General features: G+C 63.9%; 14 protein-coding genes. 4 read left to right on the forward strand and 10 right to left on the reverse strand.

The genetic code is table 11. The features are described 5' to 3' along the window. The first annotated feature begins 15 nt into the window (after positions 1 to 15). A complete protein-coding gene (locus FAZ95_RS35480) occupies positions 16 to 699 on the forward strand; it encodes a methyl-accepting chemotaxis protein (protein WP_137337039.1) in 684 nt (227 codons plus the stop codon). A 98-nt stretch (positions 700 to 797) separates the two neighbouring features. On the opposite strand, the gene FAZ95_RS35485 is transcribed toward FAZ95_RS35480, so the two are convergent. The 10 genes from FAZ95_RS35485 to hpaR form a co-directional block, all read right to left on the reverse strand. After that, positions 798 to 1,787 (reverse strand): helix-turn-helix domain-containing protein, encoded by a 990-nt coding sequence (locus FAZ95_RS35485; RefSeq protein ID WP_137337040.1) that lies wholly within the window; start codon positions 1,785 to 1,787, stop codon positions 798 to 800. After that, a complete protein-coding gene (locus tag FAZ95_RS35490; protein ID WP_137337041.1) occupies positions 1,787 to 2,194 on the reverse strand; it encodes a DoxX family protein in 408 nt (135 codons plus the stop codon). The genes FAZ95_RS35485 and FAZ95_RS35490 overlap by 1 nt, the downstream gene beginning before the upstream one ends. 43 nt (positions 2,195 to 2,237) lie before the next feature. Beyond that, the gene (locus tag FAZ95_RS35495; protein WP_137337042.1) at positions 2,238 to 3,227 is read right to left on the reverse strand and encodes a WD40/YVTN/BNR-like repeat-containing protein; all 990 of its coding nucleotides are present in this window, start codon (positions 3,225 to 3,227) and stop codon (positions 2,238 to 2,240) included. Between the two features lie 40 nt (positions 3,228 to 3,267). Then, positions 3,268 to 5,628, reverse strand: coding sequence for an efflux RND transporter permease subunit (locus FAZ95_RS35500; protein WP_137337043.1), 2,361 nt, complete (start codon positions 5,626 to 5,628; stop codon positions 3,268 to 3,270). 65 nt (positions 5,629 to 5,693) lie between these two features. Further along, positions 5,694 to 7,523, reverse strand: coding sequence for a DUF1302 domain-containing protein (locus FAZ95_RS35505; protein WP_137337044.1), 1,830 nt, complete (start codon positions 7,521 to 7,523; stop codon positions 5,694 to 5,696). Between the two features lie 71 nt (positions 7,524 to 7,594). Next, positions 7,595 to 8,959, reverse strand: a complete 1,365-nt coding sequence (locus FAZ95_RS35510) for a DUF1329 domain-containing protein (RefSeq protein ID WP_137337045.1) — start codon at positions 8,957 to 8,959, stop codon at positions 7,595 to 7,597. A 268-nt stretch (positions 8,960 to 9,227) separates the two neighbouring features. Beyond that, positions 9,228 to 10,571 (reverse strand): aspartate aminotransferase family protein, encoded by a 1,344-nt coding sequence (locus FAZ95_RS35515; RefSeq protein ID WP_137337046.1) that lies wholly within the window; start codon positions 10,569 to 10,571, stop codon positions 9,228 to 9,230. 73 nt (positions 10,572 to 10,644) lie between these two features. Beyond that, positions 10,645 to 12,150 (reverse strand): aldehyde dehydrogenase family protein, encoded by a 1,506-nt coding sequence (locus FAZ95_RS35520; RefSeq protein ID WP_137337047.1) that lies wholly within the window; start codon positions 12,148 to 12,150, stop codon positions 10,645 to 10,647. 186 nt (positions 12,151 to 12,336) lie between these two features. Beyond that, positions 12,337 to 13,302 carry a helix-turn-helix domain-containing protein gene (locus tag FAZ95_RS35525; RefSeq protein ID WP_137337048.1) on the reverse strand — a complete coding sequence of 322 codons (966 nt, stop codon included), beginning with the start codon at positions 13,300 to 13,302 and terminating at the stop codon, positions 12,337 to 12,339. Between the two features lie 251 nt (positions 13,303 to 13,553). Further along, positions 13,554 to 14,000: a homoprotocatechuate degradation operon regulator HpaR gene (hpaR, locus tag FAZ95_RS35530; RefSeq protein WP_437437764.1), complete on the reverse strand. Its 447-nt coding sequence runs from the start codon at positions 13,998 to 14,000 to the stop codon at positions 13,554 to 13,556. A gap of 130 nt (positions 14,001 to 14,130) precedes the next feature. On the opposite strand from hpaR, the gene FAZ95_RS35535 reads away from it, so the two are divergent. The 3 genes from FAZ95_RS35535 to hpaE are packed head-to-tail and all read left to right on the forward strand — an operon-like array spanning position 14,131 to position 17,144. Beyond that, on the forward strand, positions 14,131 to 14,904 hold the full coding sequence (locus FAZ95_RS35535; RefSeq protein ID WP_137337049.1) for a fumarylacetoacetate hydrolase family protein: 774 nt from the start codon (positions 14,131 to 14,133) through the stop codon (positions 14,902 to 14,904). Continuing rightward, the gene (locus tag FAZ95_RS35540) at positions 14,901 to 15,659 is read left to right on the forward strand and encodes a fumarylacetoacetate hydrolase family protein (protein ID WP_137337050.1); all 759 of its coding nucleotides are present in this window, start codon (positions 14,901 to 14,903) and stop codon (positions 15,657 to 15,659) included. Before FAZ95_RS35535 ends, FAZ95_RS35540 begins: the two co-directional genes overlap by 4 nt. 24 nt (positions 15,660 to 15,683) lie before the next feature. Next, positions 15,684 to 17,144, forward strand: a complete 1,461-nt coding sequence (hpaE, locus tag FAZ95_RS35545; protein ID WP_137337051.1) for a 5-carboxymethyl-2-hydroxymuconate semialdehyde dehydrogenase — start codon at positions 15,684 to 15,686, stop codon at positions 17,142 to 17,144. The last annotated feature ends 3 nt before the right edge of the window (positions 17,145 to 17,147 follow it).

Here is a 17,147-nt window from a genome sequence, read left to right on the forward strand (position 1 = left end):
CCGATCCTCGTTACCATGCTCGCCACCCCAATCCAAGACACGCCGGCGCCGGACGACGAACTCTCGATCTTCCAGAGCATTACAGGGCGGATGCAAGGCTTCCTGTACCGCCAATTGAACGACGCCGATTTCACGGTGATCTATGCGACGGCGTCGATCCGCAACGTGACCGGCTACCCGCGCGAAGACTTCCTCGGCAACGCCGTGCGCACCCTGCCCTCGCTGACCGAGCCCGACGACGAGGTCTACGTGCTCGACATCGTGCAGGACGCGCTGCGCAAGCGCGAGCCCTGGACCGTCGACTACCGGATCAAGACCGCGAAACGCGGCTCGCTCTGGGTTCGCGAAATGGGCGGGGGCGTATTCGACGAAAACGGCGAACTGCTGTTTCTCGAGGGCCTCGTGATCGAGGTGCAAGGCGAGCGCGCTGCGCGGCTCGCATCCGAGAAGCGCCTGCGCGCGATCACCGGCGCCACCGGCACGATCCTCGAGGACGTCGACGACATCCTGAGGGCCATCCGCGCGTTGTCGATTCTGTCATTCAACGCGCGCGTCGAGGCGGCCCGCGCCGGCAACACAGGGCGTGGCTTCGCCGTCGTCGCGGCGGAGATGAAGCGGCTCGCGGACGATACCGACAAGCTGGCAAAGCAGATATCGACGCACGTCAACGCCGTGCGCCATGTGATGGAGGACAAGTAGCGATGCGATTCCAGGCGGGCGGCGCCTACGTGCTGCGTGCGCGGCCGGCCGCTGCGGCGTTCGGCTCGCCGCCTTCTGCACGCGGCCCGACGCTCGCCCTACGCCGCGCCTTCGCCCTGACGCCGTCTCGTCGCCGAGGGCAGTTCGCCGAACATGCGGCGATAGTCTTCGCGAAAGTGCGAGGGGTGCCAGAAGCCCCATTGCGCCGCGATGTCGCCGACGCCAAGCGAGCGCGAGCGCGGCGACTTCAGCGCTCGCCGCGCGCCGTTCAGGCGCACCGCCTTCAGATACGCGAGCGGCGCGATGCCAAGCACGTCCTCGAAGCAATACTGCAGCGTGCGGCGCGACACGTTGATTTCTTTGCACAGCGCACCGATCGTGATCGGCTCCGCGACGTTCTCGCGAATGAACGATATCGCGCGACTGACCACGCGCCGCCGTGCGATCCAGACCGGCCGAGCCACCGCGCTTTCCGAAGCACGCTGAGCGAGGACGACAAGCGCGGTCTCCAGCTCATCGATTGCCGTTTGCGCGAGGGCGGCGTGCTGGTTTCGCGCCTCGCCTGGGCTATCCGGACGTCCGGCAAACCCATCGAGAATCCGCTCGACCAGAAGCCGCAGCTCGACAGTCATCGTGCGATCCGCGCAGATCACGCGCGAGCTCGCCGCAGCCGTTCGCGCACCCGTCTTCGGCAAGTCAATCTGAAGTTCGGCCAGCCGCTCGGCCGGCAAAACAAAGCCGACCGTCCGCATGATCCGCGCCGTGCGGAAATCGAGCTCGTCACCTTCGCCGAGCATCATCAACTCGCCGCCGGCAAGCGGGCTGCCGCAAAACACGGCACGCCCCTGCACTTCGGAGGCGATCGCGAAACCGCGCGCATTCGCGCGAATCCGGCCCGCCTCGTGAATCGACTGATTCGTGTGCTCGCAATAGACTTGCACACCGCCGAACGACACTTCGACAAACCGGCCGTCGAAGCGCCCTGCGCTCAATTGATCGAATCGCTGTTCGAAAACCGTCAAGCCGTGCGCGAGCTCGTTGACGTCGTCGGTCTCGAAGCGCGTCACGATGCAGGGAAGCGGCGTCATCACGCCGGCTTGCGCGCGCTTTTGAGCGCAAAAGCGCCGTCGCCGAGCAGGAATAAGACGATCAACGCGACCATCCAAAACGCTGGATATTCCCAGCCGCCGTCCTTGTTGGTGAAAAGCCAGCCATTCGCCGCGTGTACCGTGACGATCGCGCCTGCGAGGTCCAGCGCGAGCGGAATCGCGAAATAGCGCGCGTGCCAGCCGACAATCAGCGCCAGTCCGCCACCCAGCTCCAGCACGATCACGGCATAGGCAAGCGGCCCGGGCAAGCCCAGCGACGCGAAGAACTCGACGGTGCCGGGAATCGTAAAGACAAAGATCTTAAGCAAGGCGTGCGCGACAAAGAGCACGCCGAGGCTTACGCGCAGCAAAAGAGCGGCATAGGGAGCGGAATTTTCGCGAATCATGATGAGGAGAACCCAATGAAGAATTGAAGTGGAACCGGCCGGATCATTCGGACTTCAGAACGCCGTCCTTCGAAAACAAAATCGGTGCGCTTGCCTGTGCGTTAGCACCCGCGCCCGGCACGATCAGCGCGGTCAGCTCCGCACGATCCAGCCGTTCTTTGGCTGTGAAACGCTCGGCCCCCGTGGTGCCGCTGATCACGAAACCTTCCAGGCCGACACCGAGCACCCGGTCGCCCGCCGCGACGAGATCCGTGATCGATCCGCTCGAACCCGAGTCGATCGCCGTCCAGGTATCGCCGCCGTCGCGGCTCCGATACAGGTGGCCGAGCAAGCCGCCGACGTAGATCGATCCGTCCGGCGCAGCCGTACCGGCCCACAAGCTGCCCTTGTTGCCGGTCTCGTGGTATTCCCACGTCGTGCCGTGATCGCGCGAGCGCAGCACCGTGCCCTTTTCGGCCGCGATGTAGAGCGTGCCTGTGCGATCGGCGAAGATCCGATAGAGGTTGCGGTCCGCTTTGCCGCCGCCGGGCGGCGGCGGCAGCTTCGCGACGTTCCAGGTGTGCCCGCCGTCGGCCGTTTCGAGCAGCAGCGACCACAGGCCCGCCGCCCAGCCATGCTGCGCGTTCTCGAAGTACACGGAAAAGAGCGGCTGGTCGATCGACGTGTCGGACCGCTGCAGCGTCCAGGTTTCGCCGCCGTCCGCCGTGGCGAGAATCACGCCCCACTGGCCCGCTGCCCAGCCGTGCTGCGGGTCGGCGAAATAGACCGACGAGAGCGTCGTGGCCGCGGGCACCTGCTTCGCCTGGCGGTAGTGGCGGCCGCCGTCGTCGGACAGCAATACGATGCCGTGCTCCCCGACCGCGACGATGCGCGTGCCGGCATGCGCCGCGTCGAGCAGCATCGCGTGCTCCGGGCCGGCCCAGGCATGCGCGGGGGTGACCGGCAGCGCAGCCGGTGCGCCGCCACCCGACTGGGCGAAGCCGTTCGCGCAGGCACAGCACAAGGCGATGCTGGCAATAGCGTTCTTGATCATTGCGAGATCCATCCTTTTGCGTTCGATTTCTTGAGCAACCTCAATGGCTCAGCAGACCCGGCGCCCGCACCGGCTTGCGCCGCGGGAATATCCGCTCGAGCACGACAGCGAGCGCGGGCAACGCTGTCATCGCCATCACGAGGTTGACGACGAACATGAAGGCGAGCAGCTTGCCCATGTCGGCCTGGAACTTGAGCGCCGAAAAACTCCAGGTGGCGACACCGATCGCGAGCGTGATCGCGGTGAAGATGGTCGCCACGCCGACTTCGAGCATCGCGTGCTCGACCGCCTTCACGATCGGCTGCCCGCTGGCGAGATGGAGCTGCAGGCGGTTGTAGATATAGAACGCGTAATCGACGCCGATCCCCACCGCCAGCACCATCACCGGCAGCGTCGCCACCGTCAGGCCGATCTGCAGCTCCTTCATGAACCAGTAGCCGATGAACGTCGCCACCGTCAGCGGCGCACAGCAGGCCACCATCGCGCGCAGATCCCGGTAAGCGAAGAACACGAGGATCAGGATCGCCGCGTAGACGTAAAGCATCATCGGCAGCTCGCTTTGCGCGACCTCGTCGTTGATCGCCGCGAGCACGCCGGCGTTGCCGGCGGCGAGCCGGATCGTGACGCCGTCGAGATGATGCGAGGCGCGATACTGTTTGATGTCGTCGAGAATGCGATTGATCGTGGTCGCCTTGTGGTCGGTCAGGAACAGGTGCACCGCCGTCATGCTGCAGTCCTTGTTCATGTAGCCCTTCACGCGGCCGAGATCCGCCGAGATGCCGCCGTAGTTGCCGGAATCGATCGGCACCACGTTCATCTTCGGATTGCCCTCGTTGTAGCCTTCGTTGTAGGTGCGCAGCATCGCCGGGTACGACTCCACCGAGACCACGCCAAGCTCGCGCTGCATCAGCGACGCGAAGTCGTCTTCGAAGACGCCGACAGCCGGGTTGTCGCACGCCGTGCCCTTCGATTCGAACACCACCGTCAGCCAGTCGAGCCCGATGTCGTAGTGGCTCGCGATCGACACCGCGTCGCGGTTGAAGCGCGCATCGGCGCGCAGCTCGGGGGCGCCTGGCTGGAGCGTGCCGATCACGCGGTCGCGGCTTTGCCACGCCGCGAGCACGAACACCACCGCCGTCACGGCGAGCACCGCATAGGCGTTGCGCGGTTCGGCCACGCGTGCGAGCTTGCGCAGCCACGCCGAGCGCCGCTCGCGCTTGTCGAGCGCGCGGTCGGCGTAGGCCTTCGTGAAGTGGAAGCACGATGCGGCCACCGGCAGCATGACGAGGTTCGTGACGATCTTGTAGCCGACACCGAGCGATGCGGTGATCGCCAGCTCCCGCACCATCGGAATCGGAATCAGGAGCAGCGTAACGAACGAGACGAACGCCGTGATCAGGGCGAGCGTGCCCGGGATCAGCAATCCGCTGAAGCTGCGGCGCGCCGCCTCGAGCGAACTGTGCCCATGCGACAGCTCGCGCACGATGTAGTTGACCTGCTGCACGCCGTGCGACACGCCGATCGCGAATACCAGGAACGGCACCAGCACGGCGAGCGGATCGAGACCGAAGCCCAGCAGCCTGAGCGTGCCGAACTGCCAGACGAGCGACGTCAGCGAACAAATGATCGGCAGCACCGTGAAGCGGATCGAATGGCTGTACCAGTACACGGCCAGCGCGGTCAGCAGCAGCGCGACGGCGCAAAAGCCGAGCACGGCCGTTGCGCCGTCGGCGATATCGCCGATCTGCTTGGCGAAACCGATGATCTGAATCTCGTAGTTCGCGTCTTCTAACGGCTTGCGAATCTGGCTTTCGAGCAGACGGTTGAACGCGACATAGTCGAGCACCTTCCCTGCGCTGTCGCGCTCGTTCAGTTCCGCCGTAATCATCGCGCTGTCCTGATCGTGCGAGACCAGCGTGCCGATGTAGCCGCCTTCGGTCGCCGCCTTGCGGACCTGCGCGACGATCGCAGGCGTCAGTTGCGGCGGCGTAATCGTGCCGTCGATGACCGGATCGGCGCGGAAGCCGTCTTCGGTGATCTCGTTGACGAACGCGTTCGGCGTCCACAGCGACTGAACGCCCTGACGATCGACGTTGGGCAGGAACATGACCGCCTGCGTCGCCTTGTACAGCGTCTTCAGACCTTGCGGCGTCCAGATATTGCCGTTGCGTGCGCGCACGACCACGGTGATGCGGTTCGCGCCGAACAGGTCGTTGCGATACTGCTGGAAGGTCTTGATGTACTCGTGGCCGATCGGCATCTGCTTCTCGAAGCCGGCCTCCATGCGCAACTGCACGGCGAAGACGGCCATGACCGCGGTAAAGATGCCGATCGCCGCCAGCACGATCAGGCGATGTCCGAAGAACAGTGTCTCGAGACGGATGACAAAGCGATTCAACACGGCGCTATCCTTCAAGTAGGTCTGCGGTGCGCAGCGCTGCGCACCGTTTTATTGCGCTTGCCGCACTAAAAGGTGCGTGTGGCGAAGACGCCCACGAAGTTCCGGTCGGCGTACGGCTGTCCGACGCTGTCATGCCCGCCGAAGAACGCCGTGTAGTTGATGCCCGCCTGCCAGACCGTCGGGTTCTGGTTGAACAGCACATAGACGTTGACCGACTTCGCGCCCTGCAGGTAGTTGGCCGTGAACGTCGGCGTGTAGCCGTACAGCGCGTCGGCGAACGTCACACCCGGAGTGACCTGCCAGCCGGGAATCACGGTGCCGTCGTAAGTCCAATTGAAGTCGATGGTCGCGCCTACCGAGCTCGCCGTCCCTTGTGCGGCGGCGATCGGGTAGCCGAGGCTGGAACCGTTGTTCAGCCACGTGTAGTAGCCGGCGGCGGGCACCTGGGTGACGCTCTGGCCGTTGATCGTGCGGGTCACGCCGCTCGAGCTCAAGCCGGGGTAGTAGATCCAGGTCAGTTCGGCCGTGAGCACCGCCATGTCCGCATGGAGCAGCTTCAGGAACGGATACTGGCTTTGCGTGAGGTTCAGCTGACCGTTGATGTCGTACTGGAATTTCTTCTTGTCGACCCATTGCTGGCAGTCGATGCCCGAAACGCCGTTCGTATTCACGTCGAGCGGACCGCCCGCGCCAAAGCAGCTCGAGAGCGCCACGGCATCGCGCGGGCGATATGACAGCTCGGTCCCGATTGCCCAGTCGCCGAGCGAGAAGTTCGCGCTCACGCCGAACAGCTGGCGGTTCTCGAGATACGACCATTGGTTCGAACCGTTCGCGAGCGTGGACAGCACCGGCGATTTGTCCGTGTAGTTCTCGTAGTAGAAACCGAAGTTCACATCGAGATTTTTCGGCCGGTAGTTGAGCTTGAGGCCGAATTGCGGCTTGTACTCGCTCGGCAATTGCGTGGACACCGGGATGCCGATCGAGTGGAACGGCGCGCCCGCGAACTGTCCGTTCACGAGACCCGTGTTGATCGCCGAGAGCGTCGCGGAATTGCCGGCGTTCGCGCCCGCGATGGTGCCGGCATCCACGCCGCCCACGTTGCCGTTGATCGTGCTGGCCGTGAACGGCACCGCCCCGCGCCCGAAGTTGTTGGTCACCGACCAGTACGTGCCCACCGGCGGATAGCGGTTACCGTTCCACTGGAACTGGTAGTAGCCCTCGGTGCTGAAGCCGTTTCCGAGCCCTGCCGCAAAGCTCAGCATCGGTGCCGGCAAGAGCGCCTGCTTGAGTTGCGTGCCGGGAATCAAGAGCTTCTGGACATCGACCGAGTTCGTCGCGTTGATGCCGTTGGTGGCGAAGTAGCTCTCGCCCCAGTTGATGACCTGGTTGCCGAGCCGCACGTGTGCCGGCTCTCCGCCGAGGTTGAAATCCTTTTCGCCCCACAAATCGAGCAGTTGCGCGTTGTAGACGACTTGTGCCGACGCCGTGCTCGAAAGCGGGGTACGCGCGGTATTCCCAGCCAGGAAGTCGTACATGCCCGTGCCGCGGATCATGAACTTGTAGCCCTCGCTGGGCATCGTCAGCAGCAGTTCGCTCGTCGCGCTGATGTACGTGCTGAACGGTTGCCCTTTCCTATAGTTGAGGTCGCCCATATCCCCGCCGCCCCACTGCGCGACATTGGCCGCGTCGCCACAGCCGAAGGCGTTCGGATCGCCCGTCAGCGAACAGCTCGGGCTCTTGGTGCGAATGCCTGCGCCCGCCGTCAGGTTGGATACCCACGAGCCGGACAGGTCCCCAAGACCTGTCGTGAAATCGTAGCCGTACGCACTGGACGACGCGGCGCCCAGCACGGCCAGTGAAACAGAAACAGATACGCCAACCCCTGTCGTTTTCATTTGCATTCCTATCTATTGTCACTGCTCGTGACGTATGCCTTGCGTCACGAGCCATGCCTACGTTGCCGGCTTCAGCGCTCGCTGATCGAGCGAAGGTTTTCCGCGGAGTAGTAGTTGGAAGAGAAACGCGGATCGCTCGAGGACTCGAAGTAGTGCACGTCCGTTCCGGCGCCGATCACCGTCTGGTCATCCACGTAGCGGCCGTTGAGCAGGTTGTATTGGGCGAAAGGCTCGATGTCGCAGGTTCCGCCCAATTCCCACAGCGGTACCGGATAGCCTTCCTTGGTCTTCCAGAGCTTGCCTTGGGCGTCATAGTCCTCGCCGACGAGCGCGAGGTAGGTGTCCTCGTCGAGGTACAGCACTTTCTTCTGGGAGATGTGGCGCATGTTCGACTTGAGCGTCGCCTCGAGCACGTAGACGCGGTGCAGCTCATAGCGCCGCGCCGACGGGTCGACCTGGTCGTTCTTGAAGACGTCGCCGACGCTCTTGCGGAAGTCGTACATCGCGAAGTCGTTGTACGGCACGTACATCTCCTTCTTGCCGATCAGCTTCCAATCGAAGCGGTCGATGTCGCCATTGAAGAGCCAGGGTTCGTCGACCGTGTACTGGTTTTCGAAGCCGATTTGCGGAGCGTCATAGTTGTACGACGGCATGCGGCGCACGCGGCGCTGGCCCGGGAAGTAGTAGTAGGCCTCGGCCTGGTTGTCCGCGAAGTGGAAGGTCTGCACCACGCCCTGGCCCGCCATCGCGGCCGGCGAGTCGTAGCCGTAGTAGATCGAGAACAGCGGATCCTTCGCGCCGAGCGGGTTCGCGCCCTTCGCGCCCCAGGGGAAATACTCGGTCTGGCGGCTCGTCACCGAGATCCAGTCGGTGCTGCCGGGACGCGGCGACACCATCGTGTAGACCTTGTCCCACGCCGCGCCGACTCCGCGATAGCGCGTCAGATAATTCCAGATCGCCTGCTGACCGCTCTTGGCGCCCGGAAACGGCAGGCCGGGCAGCACGGCGCTCTGCAGGTGGTCGCCCGTCGAATCGAGCTTGCTGGCGCCCTCGCCGTTCTTCTTCGTGTTCTCCAGCACCCAGTCCGGGTAGCTGCAATCGCGATGGGTCGGGTAGACGTCCATCCGGTAGCCCTTGACCTGCTTGAAGAGCGCCACCTGGCCGGGCGTGAGTTTGTCCGCGTACTTGTCGACGTTGGCGGCATCGATCGAGAAAAGCGGCTTCTCGTTCTTGTATTTCCAGTAGTCGCCGCGGAACTTGCCGTAGGCGTATCCCGCCTGCGGCGTGTCGCGGCCCGTGAATGCGGGAATCGCGCCATCCGCGCTCGCACCGCTCTCCGCACCGGTGACCGTCGGCGACCCCGACGATTGGGCGAGCACTGCAGCAGCGATCGCAGTCAGTGCGGCAAAGACGCCTGCTTTGGCCAGTCGTTTCATCTCCAACTCCTTCTCATCTTGCCTTTCGTTATGGATTCCGGATTAACCTGACGTGACGGGAGATGTACGGCGTGGCTTCCTGTTACGTTCCGATCTCCTTGATGACAATTTAGAGATAACAAAAAGATCGCTTTAGCCGAAATTGGCAAACGGAGCGCTCGCCGCTGTGTCGGGCGTGATAAGGATTTGCTTAAAAAAAGCCCTCGCGGGCTCCGGAAGGAGCAGCGAGGGCACGAAGAATCCGCCGTCCTGCAAACGGCGGCGAAGCTTACTGCACGAAAGGCACCTTCTCGAAGCCGGCCGCGAGCGCATCGACGAGCACATCGATCTGTTCGCGCTCGATCACGAGCGGCGGCGACAGGATGATCTTGGTGCCCACCGGCCGCACAATCACGCCGGCTTGGCGCGCCACTTCGGCAACGGCGTTGGCGTAGCCCGAAGCGGGATCGATCGGCTCGCGCGTGGTGCGATCGGCGACGAGATCGAGCGCGACCATCAGACCTTTGCCGCGCACTTCGCCGACCGCTTCAAAGCGTGCCGGAAAGTCCTGCAACCGCTCGAGCAGATAGGCGCCCTGGCGCTTCGCATTCGCGGGCAAGTCTTCATCGACGACGATCTTCAGATTAGCAAGCGCGGCCGCGCATGCCACCGGATGCCCCGCATACGTGTAGCCATGCATGATCGCGCCGGAGAAATCGCCGTTCTCGGCGAACGCCGACTCGACGCGCGCATTGACGATGGTCGCCCCAAGCGGCACGTACCCCGACGAAATGCCCTTCGCAAGACACATGATGTCGGGCTTCACACCCCAGCCGCGGCTGCCGAACATATCGCCTGAACGGCCGAAGCCGGTGACGATCTCGTCCGCGATCAGAAGCACGCCGTACTTGTCGCACACTTCGCGCACGAGCGGCCAATAGTTCGCGGGCGGAACGATCACGCCGCCCGCACCCTGAATCGGCTCGGCGATGAAAGCGGCCACCGTATCCGGACTCTGAAAGACGATCTCGCGTTCGAGCAAGGCCGCGCAGATACGGCCCAGCTCTTCAGGATCCTGCGTGAACGGATTGCGGTACGGCCACGGCGTCTCGACATGAAAACAGCCAGGCAGGTTGGGCTCGTAGTTGCGCCGAAACACCGTGTTGCCGTTCACCGATGCACCGCCGAAGTGTGTGCCGTGATAACCCTGCTTCAAGGAGACGAATTTGGTCCGGTCCGGCTGCCCCTTCACGCGCCAGTATTGCCGCGCAAGCTTGAGCGCTGTCTCGACGGCATCCGAGCCGCCCGAGCTGTAGACCACCCGCCGCATCCCTTCCGGTTCCAGCATGCCGGCCAGCACGGCCGACAATTCCTCGGCACGCGGATGCGAGATGCCGTCGAACAGCTGGAAGTATTCGAGCTCGTCCAATTGGCGGGCGATTGCGTCCTTCACCTCCTTGCGGTTGTGGCCGACGTTCACGTTCCACAGACCGGCGACGCCGTCGACGAGCTTGCGTCCGCGATCGTCGAACACATAGCACCCGTCGCCGCGCACGATCCGGATCGGCTCACGCGCCTTCATCTCGTTCGGATGCAGCATGGGGTGCCAGAAGCGGGATTCGCGATAACTCATAGTTCACTCCTGCATGTGAGATCCGGGCGGCGCCGCCATCGAGCCGGGCGGGCGCAGCAGCGCCGCCACACGTTCAATGTGCGATGCAGACCGATTTCACTTCGGTGAAACCGTCGATCGCCTGACGGCCAAACTCGCGGCCGATGCCCGATTGCTTGAAGCCGCCGAACGGCAGGCTCGGATCGAGCGGGATATGGCAGTTCACCCAGACGGTGCCCGCCTGGATCTCGGGAATCAGATTGAGCGCGGCCTTCAGATCGTTGGTCCAGAGGCTCGCGGTGAGGCCGTACGGCGAATCGTTCGCCATCCGGATCGCCTCGCTCGTGTCGTCGAACGGGATGGCCGCGAGCACGGGCCCGAAGATTTCTTCGCGTACGACCGTGGAATCCTGGCCGACGCCGGTCATCACCGTCGGCTTGACGTAGAAGCCGTCCGCTTCCGCTGGAGCGCCGCCGCACAGGAGCGTCGCGCCTTCGGCGCGTCCGCGTTCGATATAGCGCACCACAGCGTCGCGATGCCGTGCCGACACGAGCGGATTGATCTGCGTGGCCGGATCGAGCCCCGGCCCGAGCTTCATCGAATCGGCCGCGGCAGCAAGCGCTTCGGTGATCTGGGCATAGCGGCTGCGATGCACATAGAGGCGTGAGGCGGCGGCGCACACCTGCCCCTGGTTGAAGAACGCGCCGGCCAGCACACCCTGCACGGCCGCTTCGGTATCGACGTCGGCCAACATCACGATCGGATTCTTGCCGCCGAGTTCGAGCGAAAAACGCGTCATGTTCTGCACGGCAGCGGTGCCGACGAGCTTGCCCGTGCGGGTCGAGCCCGTGAACGAGATCTTGTTGACGAGCCGATGCTTGACGAGCGCGTCGCCCGCCTCCGCGCCGCCCGTCACGACGTTGAACACGCCCGGCGGCACGCCCGCTTCGCACGCCAGCTGCGCGAGCAAGAGCGCCGTGAGCGGCGTTTCGGGCGACGGCTTGATCACGATCGAGCAGCCGCTCGCCAACGCCGGAATCAGCTTCCAGACTGCAATCATCAGCGGGAAATTCCACGGCACGATGCCGGCGACCACGCCGACCGGCTCGCGCCGCGTGTAGGCCGTGTAGCGCGTGCCGGGCGGAAACGGGATCGACACGTCCATCGTTTCGCCCGTAATCTTGGTCGCCCAGCCCGCCATGTAGCGGACGTATTCGACGGTTGCGCCCACTTCGACCGCTCGCGCGACGTTGATCGATTTGCCCTGGTTCAGCGTCTCCAACTGCGCAAACGTTTCGCCGTTTGCTTCGAGCGCGTCGGCCAGCTTCAGCAGAATGCGCTCGCGGTCCGCGGGCCGCAGTTTGCGCCAGACGCCGCTTTCGAACGCGCGCGCGGCGCTTGTGACGGCAGCGTCGATGTCGGCGGCGTCCGCGTCGACCACTTGCGCTAGACGTGCGCCCGTCGCCGGATTGAACACGTCGAGCCGCGCAGGCGATCGTCCCGTGCGCCAACCGCCGTCGATAAAGAGACCATGTTCCCGCGCCGTAAACGACGCCACTTCATCGCGTATCGCGACCGCTCCATTGTTTTGGCTTTCCATATGCTCCTCGTTTGCTTGGCGCCGCCCTTGGGTTCGGCAAGCGGGGACGGCGTCGGAGGCAATATAGGGAGCGTTTACAAGGCACCGTTAGCCAAAATCGGCAACGCGCAGCGCGTGCGCGCGCCGGCAACGGTTGCACGGCATGGCCGCTGCCAGGCGGTCGGCGCAAACGAAGCGCCGCGGCACTCAGTGGAACGTGGACAGGCGCGAGCCGCCAAAGCGGCGCGTATCGGAAGGCAGTTCGCCGAACAGCGATTTGTAGTCGGCGGTGAAATGGCTCAAGTGAAAGAACCCGAAGCGGGCTGCGGCGTCGCCGATCGACAGCGCCTCGCGAGGCGAGCTCATCAGTGCGCGGCGCACCTCGGACAAACGAATCGCACGCAGGTAGCCAAGCGGCGTCATCTTTGCGACCTGCTGAAAACTATTCTGCAACGTGCGGCGGCTCACGCGCAGGATGCGGCACAAATCGAGCACGGTGACGGGCTCGGCGCCACCGGCCAAGACGATCTCGCGGCTTCGGCGCACGAGATCGCAGCGCACGGCGTCCGTCAAATCGGTCTTGAGATTGGGATCTTCATCGGTCAGCACGTCGAGCAGGATGCCGAGCATCGAGTGCCGGAACATCTTCTGCGCGTACAGCGACGAGGACATCGCGTCGTTTTGCGTCGCCGCGCAAAACGCTTCGGTCAGGTTCCGGATCGCGTTTGCGTAGCACTGCGGATTGGGCGACAACGACCGCCTGCGGTGCTTGTGCACCGACCACGTCGACTGCATGCAGTCGAGCAGTTCCGCGAGTTCGCTGGCGTCGATCGTCAGGATTAGCGTCTCCATGCCCTCGGCGACATGAAATACGAAGTCCTCGCGGCTGGCGAGCGCATGCAGCGAGTGCCGCTCGAACTTGCGCCCCTGAAGCGTGGCGTCGCCGGGTACGTGCAACGGCACGGCGAAGCTCACCGCGCCCTTGGGAGCCGAACCGTATTGCGCGACGCGCTGCGTGAACGTCTCGCGAAACACGTGCAGGCCCTCGACCGCGACTTGCAATAGCGAGCATTCGATACGACCCGCTGTAATCTGATAGTAAGACTGGTCCCAACCCGCGAGCGCATTGGCGTGGAGTTGAGCGTCGTCGAAGCGGGCAATTTGAACCGCCATACTGGGTCACCGTCCAAAGCACTTGCACGCATACCTTCGCGCAAAGCCCCGAAATTAAGCATCAATCACGCAAACGCACCGGTAATGTGCGAATACGCAAAACTCTCCAGCATGATGGGGTGCTGTGAGAGCGGAGATTGCAATATCCGCGCCGACACAGCAATCGGTGTAAATCCCGCTTCGGGTGCTACGGCTGATCAAGACTTCTTTTGCACTTCGATTGCCTGAGGGTGCTGCCGCAATTCGCGACCTTAATCTTCGTCCAGGCCCGCGAGCAGCGCGTCGACGGCCTGGTATACCTGCGCAACCACGTCAGCGCCGACGGCACGTTCAATGGCGCCGTATTCAGCCTCCAGATCCCGGGAGAGCACCTTGACCAGCTTGACGCTCTTCGCAGTCAACGACACGCGTACCCGGCGTTGATCGTCCGCGAACCGCTCCTTCGTCACGAGACCAAGTGTCTCCATACGCGCTAAAACGCCTGCCATGCTCGGGCTGGAAATCGTACACAGGTCGGAGATCTGCCGAGGCTCGAGCGGCCCCTTCTCGTTGAGCGCGCGAATCACGCGCCACTGCTGCTCGGTCAGTCCTTGCGCCGTGATCAGCGGGCGGAACCGATCCATCATCTTTTCTCGCGCGCGAAGCAACAACATTGGCAGGTTGCGATGCAGGGAGCCGTCAAAGGCTGAATCGGACATAAAGCACCGGATGGAAAAGCAGGAGGAGCCTCTGGAAAACCCGAGGCTGGAGAACAAATCTGTTGACCCGAAATCATATCAGTAGCACTATCACTAACATATTAGTGATTCCGTCGGAACCCACCCGCCCATGTTCTCCGTAACCGATCATCTACTCCACGTCGAAGGCGACCCGCTGCCGCGCGATATCGACGCGCATGCTGTGAGCGCGCTGCTCGCGCATGGCGTCGCGTGCCGCGCGCCAGTGTGCGGCGCGGTATACGGCACGCTGCTCAACGACCGTGCGGCACTCGACGCGCTCGGCGACACGATGCACGCCGCGCCGTACAAGGCGCCGCCGAAGGCACCGATCCTCTATCTAAAGCCGCGCAACACGCTGGCCGGCCATCGCGCCCGAATCGCCGTGCCGATCGACGCAAACACCATAGAGGTCGGCGCATCGCTCGGCATCGTGATCGGCCGCACCGCGACGCGCGTGCCGGCCGAGCGCGCATTCGACTACGTCGCCGGCTACACGGCCGTCGCCGATCTGAGCATCCCGCATGCGAGCGTCTACCGCCCATCGGTACGCTTTCGCGCACGCGACGGCTTCTGCGTGATCGGCCCAGCGCTCGTGGCGAAGCGACACGTGCCCAACCCCGACAGCGTCGCGATTCGCGTCGATATCCCCGGCAAGCCGTCATTCGAAGCGAGCACCGCGACGGCGGTGCGCGGAGTCGCGCAACTGCTCGCAGAGGTGACCGATTTCATGACACTCGTTGCCGGCGACATCATCACGCTCGGCGTGCCGCACGGCGCACCGGTCGCACAAGCCGGCGAAGAAGCGGTCGTCACGATCGACGGCTTCGCGCCGCTCGTCGTGTCGTTCACCGGCGCGTCCCAACCGAACGGAGAATCGCGATGATGCGCGGCCGCGTCGCCTATGCAGGCGCCATTCACGAAGCTTATCCGGAGGGTGATCGCGTGAGGCTTGCCGACGGCCGGATTTGTCTCGAAGACGACGTGGTCTGGCTCGCGCCGATCGACGTCGGGACACTCTTCGCACTCGGCCTGAACTACGCGGATCACGCGAAGGAGCTTCAGTTCACGAAACAGGATGAGCCGCTCGTGTTCCTGAAAGGGCCTGGCACGGTGCTCGGTCATCGCGGTACGACGCGCCGGCCGGCCGACGTTACGTACATGCACTATGAGTGCGAGCTCGCGGTCGTAATCGGCCGTACCGCACAGAACCTCAAACGCGAGGAGGCAATGGACCACGTCGCGGGCTACATGATCGCGAACGACTATGCGATCCGCGACTACCTCGAGAACTACTACCGACCGAACCTGCGCGTAAAGAACCGCGACGGCGGCACCGTGCTCGGTCCGTGGTTCGTCGATGCGGGCGACGTACGCGACGTATCGAATCTCGAACTGCGCACGTACGTGAACGGCACCTTGCGCCAGCGTGGCAATACGCGCGATCTGGTCACTGACGTGCCCGCGCTGATCGAATACCTGAGCGGCTTCATGACGCTTGCACCCGGCGACGTGATCCTGACCGGCACGCCGGAGGGAACCGTGAACGTCGACGTAGGCGACGAGGTCGTCTGCGAAATCGACGGGCTCGGCCGGCTCGTCAACACGATTGCGTCGGATGCGGATTTCGGCCGCTACTGAACCCAGGAACGAAAGAGGAATGCCATGCGTATCGAGCATCTGATCAACGGTAAGCCGCGCGCCGGACGCGACTACTTCGAAACCGTGAACCCGGCCAATCAGGACGTTCTCGCCGAAGTCGCCCGCGGCGACGCCGATGACGTCAACGCGGCCGTCGCCGCCGCAAAGGATGCGTTTCCCGCATGGGCCGCGAAAACGCCGAAGGAACGCGCGAAGCTGATCCGCAATCTCGGCGAACTGATCACGAAGCACGTGCCGGAGCTGTCGGAAGCGGAGACGAACGACACCGGCCAAACGATCTCGCAGACGCGCAAACAGCTGGTGCCTCGCGCCGCCGACAACTTCCATTACTTCGCGGAGGTCTGCGCGCACGTCGACGGTCACACGTATCCGACCGACACGCATCTGAACTACACGCTATTCCATCCCGTTGGCGTATGCGCGCTGATCTCGCCGTGGAACGTGCCGTTCATGACCGCGACGTGGAAGGTCGCACCGTGTCTCGCGTTCGGCAACACCGCGGTGCTGAAGATGAGCGAGCTGTCGCCGATCACTGCCGCGCGCCTGGGCGAGCTCGCACTCGAAGCCGGGATTCCGGCGGGTGTGCTGAATGTCGTGCACGGCTTCGGTCAGGAAACGGGCGAACCGCTCGTCGCGCATCGCGACGTGCGCGCGGTGTCGTTCACCGGCTCGACTGCAACCGGCAACCGGATCGTGCAGGCGGCTGGGCTGAAGAAATTCTCGATGGAGCTCGGCGGCAAGTCGCCGTTCGTGATCTTCGAGGACGCGGACTTTGAGCGCGCGCTCGACGCAGCCGTATTCATGATCTTTTCCAACAATGGCGAACGCTGCACGGCCGGTTCGCGGATCCTCGTGCAGAAGTCGATCTACGCGCGCTTCGCGGAGCGCTTCATCGAGCGCGCGAAGCGAATCAAGGTCGGTGATCCGCTCGCCGATGACACGATCATCGGTCCGATGATCAGCCAGAGCCACCTCGCGAAGGTACGAAGCTACATCGAGCTCGGACCGACGGAAGGTGCGACGCTCGCATGCGGCGGCCTCGACGCGCTGGATCTGCCCGCGTCGCTGCAAAAGGGCAACTACGTCGCGCCGACCGTGTTCGTCGACGTCGGCAACCGGATGCGCATCGCGCAGGAAGAGATCTTCGGCCCGGTCGCATGCCTGATCCCGTTCGACGACGAAGCCGACGCGATTCGGATCGCCAATGACATTGCGTACGGGCTGTCGAGCTACGTGTGGACCGAGAGCACGGGCCGTGCACATCGCGTCGCTGCGCAGATCGAGGCCGGGATGTGCTTCGTGAACAGCCAGAACGTGCGCGACCTGCGCCAGCCTTTCGGCGGCACGAAGGCGTCCGGCGTCGGGCGCGAAGGCGGCACGTGGAGCTACGAGGTGTTCCTCGAGCCCAAGAACGTCTGTCTGTCGCTCGGCTCGCATCACATTCCGCAGTGGGGGCGCGTCTAAGCG

It is taken from the genome of Trinickia violacea (assembly GCF_005280735.1).
GTDB classification, from domain to species: Bacteria; Pseudomonadota; Gammaproteobacteria; order Burkholderiales; family Burkholderiaceae; genus Trinickia_A; species Trinickia_A violacea.

Excerpts from the sequence above, each read along its gene's own strand:
- FAZ95_RS35525 (WP_137337048.1), bottom strand. The coding sequence starts at position 13,302 with ATGGCGGTTCAAATTGCCCGCTTCGACGACGCTCAACTCCACGCCAAT.
- FAZ95_RS35515 (WP_137337046.1), bottom strand. The coding sequence starts at position 10,571 with ATGAGTTATCGCGAATCCCGCTTCTGGCACCCCATGCTGCATCCGAAC.
- FAZ95_RS35520 (WP_137337047.1), bottom strand. The coding sequence starts at position 12,150 with ATGGAAAGCCAAAACAATGGAGCGGTCGCGATACGCGATGAAGTGGCG.
- FAZ95_RS35535 (WP_137337049.1), top strand. The coding sequence starts at position 14,131 with ATGTTCTCCGTAACCGATCATCTACTCCACGTCGAAGGCGACCCGCTG.
- FAZ95_RS35495 (WP_137337042.1), bottom strand. The coding sequence starts at position 3,227 with ATGATCAAGAACGCTATTGCCAGCATCGCCTTGTGCTGTGCCTGCGCG.
- FAZ95_RS35480 (WP_137337039.1), top strand. The coding sequence starts at position 16 with ATGCTCGCCACCCCAATCCAAGACACGCCGGCGCCGGACGACGAACTC.
- FAZ95_RS35505 (WP_137337044.1), bottom strand. The coding sequence starts at position 7,523 with ATGAAAACGACAGGGGTTGGCGTATCTGTTTCTGTTTCACTGGCCGTG.
- hpaR (WP_437437764.1), bottom strand. The coding sequence starts at position 14,000 with ATGTCCGATTCAGCCTTTGACGGCTCCCTGCATCGCAACCTGCCAATG.
- FAZ95_RS35490 (WP_137337041.1), bottom strand. The coding sequence starts at position 2,194 with ATGATTCGCGAAAATTCCGCTCCCTATGCCGCTCTTTTGCTGCGCGTA.
- FAZ95_RS35540 (WP_137337050.1), top strand. The coding sequence starts at position 14,901 with ATGATGCGCGGCCGCGTCGCCTATGCAGGCGCCATTCACGAAGCTTAT.
- hpaE (WP_137337051.1), top strand. The coding sequence starts at position 15,684 with ATGCGTATCGAGCATCTGATCAACGGTAAGCCGCGCGCCGGACGCGAC.
- FAZ95_RS35485 (WP_137337040.1), bottom strand. The coding sequence starts at position 1,787 with ATGACGCCGCTTCCCTGCATCGTGACGCGCTTCGAGACCGACGACGTC.
- FAZ95_RS35510 (WP_137337045.1), bottom strand. The coding sequence starts at position 8,959 with ATGAAACGACTGGCCAAAGCAGGCGTCTTTGCCGCACTGACTGCGATC.